Origin of the sequence: Idiomarina baltica OS145 (assembly GCF_000152885.1) — a bacterium.
Classification (GTDB): domain Bacteria; phylum Pseudomonadota; class Gammaproteobacteria; order Enterobacterales; family Alteromonadaceae; genus Idiomarina; species Idiomarina baltica.
In genome coordinates this window covers 408,999-411,903 of record NZ_CH672403.1, presented here as the reverse complement: position 1 = coordinate 411,903, position 2,905 = coordinate 408,999, and the positions used below count along the sequence as shown (strand labels likewise).

At 51.0% G+C, this 2,905-nt stretch carries 2 tRNA genes and 1 other annotated feature (1 of these 3 running past the window's edge); both genes read left to right on the top strand.

Annotated elements, in window-relative coordinates:
• Positions 1–343: 343 nt before the first annotated feature.
• Positions 344–420 (top strand) — tRNA-Ile (locus tag OS145_RS03340).
• A 167-nt stretch (positions 421–587) separates the two neighbouring features.
• Positions 588–663, top strand: a tRNA-Ala gene (locus tag OS145_RS03335).
• 242 nt (positions 664–905) lie between these two features.
• Positions 906–2,905 (top strand) — a sequence feature (mutual gap in cmsearch alignment for this rRNA model is longer than 100) (it continues 634 nt past the right edge of the window).

Genomic DNA, 2,905 nt, shown 5'->3' with positions numbered 1-2,905 from the left:
TGGAGTCTGCAACTCGACTCCATGAAGTCGGAATCGCTAGTAATCGTGGATCAGAATGCCACGGTGAATACGTTCCCGGGCCTTGTACACACCGCCCGTCACACCATGGGAGTGGGCTGCACCAGAAGTGGTTAGTTTAACCTTCGGGAGAACGATCACCACGGTGTGGTTCATGACTGGGGTGAAGTCGTAACAAGGTAGCCGTAGGGGAACCTGCGGCTGGATCACCTCCTTACACTTCGCTTATGGATGTAAGTGTCCACACAGATTGCTTGGTTTGATGAATAGAGAAGAATTAGGGTAGCTTGTGCCTTTGGCGCAAGATAAAGCCTTAAATTATACTGGGTCTGTAGCTCAGCTGGTTAGAGCGCACCCCTGATAAGGGTGAGGTCGGTAGTTCAAGTCTACTCAGACCCACCATTTTGAGCGCCTGAACAGCGTTGGTAAAAACCTCGCATAGCAGTCTATGCTTCGGTTTTTCCCGCCTTGTCAGTCACTCAAAACAGCCTTTGCAGCCGTGCTAAAAAGAGGGTGTCCTCGGTATCAGTACGCGCAACACCTCCTATCGGAGGTTCAAGCAAGCATTCGGGGCCATAGCTCAGCTGGGAGAGCGCCTGCCTTGCACGCAGGAGGTCAGCGGTTCGATCCCGCTTGGCTCCACCACTTCTTCTCTATAGCGATGTTAGCGTTAAGCGTTCAAAGCTGAATGTTTACCGGTAACTTTGCGTTACATGCTCTTTAACAACATGGACAAGCTGATTGTAATAAAGTAATGAAATGCCACTCTACTTGAACCTTATTCAAATTGGTAGAGGCGTATCTTACAAGTGTACAGCGAGAACAAACAATCTTAGTTGCAATACAATGCACGAGGTTCTGCATAGCAGACATCTTAGGTGTTGTATGGTTAAGTGACTAAGCGTACACGGTGGATGCCTAGGCAGTTGGAGGCGATGAAGGACGTACTAACTTGCGATAAGCCATGACGAGACAGTAAGAGTCGTTATCAGTCATGGATTTCCGAATGGGGCAACCCACTCTGTTTACAGAGTATCCGGCACTGAATATATAGGTGCTTGGAGGCAAACCCGGAGAACTGAAACATCTAAGTACCCGGAGGAAAAGAAATCAACCGAGATTTCCCTAGTAGCGGCGAGCGAACGGGAAGCAGCCCTTAAGCTGACAATGCGTTAACAGAATCTGTTGGGAAGCAGAGCCATAGACGGTGATAGCCCGGTATGTGACGGCGCATAGTGAGTGAAAACGAGTAGGTCGGGACACGTGTTATCTTGACTGAATATGGGGGGACCATCCTCCAAGGCTAAATACTCCCAACTGACCGATAGTGAACCAGTACCGTGAGGGAAAGGCGAAAAGAACCCCGGCGAGGGGAGTGAAATAGAACCTGAAACCGTGTACGTACAAGCAGTAGGAGCCTCCTTGTGGGGTGACTGCGTACCTTTTGTATAATGGGTCAGCGACTTATATTTTGTAGCAAGGTTAACCGTATAGGGGAGCCGTAGGGAAACCGAGTCTTAACTGGGCGTCGAGTTGCAAGGTATAGACCCGAAACCGGGCGATCTAGCCATGAGCAGGTTGAAGATTGAGTAACATCAATTGGAGGACCGAACCCACTAATGTTGAAAAATTAGGGGATGACTTGTGGTTAGGAGTGAAAGGCTAATCAAGCCCGGAGATAGCTGGTTCTCCCCGAAATCTATTTAGGTAGAGCCTCGGATGAATACCTACGGGGGTAGAGCACTGTTTGGGCTAGGGGGTCATCCCGACTTACCAACCCCATGCAAACTCCGAATACCGTAGAGTACTATCCGGGAGACACACGGCGGGTGCTAACGTCCGTCGTGGAGAGGGAAACAACCCAGACCGCCAGCTAAGGTCCCCAAGTTATGGCTCAGTGGGAAACGATGTGGGAAGGCATAGACAGCTAGGAGGTTGGCTTAGAAGCAGCCACCCTTTAAAGAAAGCGTAATAGCTCACTAGTCGAGTCGGCCTGCGCGGAAGATGTAACGGGGCTAAGCCATACACCGAAGCTGCGGCAGCGCATTAATGTGCTGGGTAGGGGAGCGTTCTGTAAGCGGATGAAGGTGTGTTGAGAAGCATGCTGGACGTATCAGAAGTGCGAATGCTGACATGAGTAACGATAATGCGGGTGAAAAACCCGCACGCCGGAAGACCAAGGTTTCCTATCCCATGCTAATCAGGGTAGGGTAAGTCGGCCCCTAAGGCGAGGCGGAAACGCGTAGTCGATGGGAAACAGGTTAATATTCCTGTACCGACATGTACTGCGATGGGGGGACGGAGAAGGCTAGGTGGGCCAGGCGTTGGTAGTCCTGGTGAAAGTTAGTAGGCTGAGGGTTTAGGCAAATCCGGACCCTTAAGGCCGAGAAACGAGACGAGTACCTACGGGTACGAAGCCATTGATGCCCTGCTTCCGGGAAAAGCCTCTAAGCTTCAGGTACATGTTGACCGTACCCGAAACCGACACAGGTGGTCAGGTAGAGAATACTAAGGCGCTTGAGAGAACTCGGGTGAAGGAACTAGGCAAAATAGTACCGTAACTTCGGGAGAAGGTACGCCACCTTTGGTGAAGACTTCGCGTCGTAAGCTGAAGGTGGTCGCAGTGACCAGGTGGCTGGGACTGTTTATTAAAAACACAGCACTCTGCTAACTCGAAAGAGGACGTATAGGGTGTGACACCTGCCCGGTGCCGGAAGGTTAATTGATGGGGTTAGCGTAAGCGAAGCTCTTGATCGAAGCCCCGGTAAACGGCGGCCGTAACTATAACGGTCCTAAGGTAGCGAAATTCCTTGTCGGGTAAGTTCCGACCTGCACGAATGGTGTAACCATGGCCACGCTGTCTCCACCCGAGACTCAGTGAAATTGA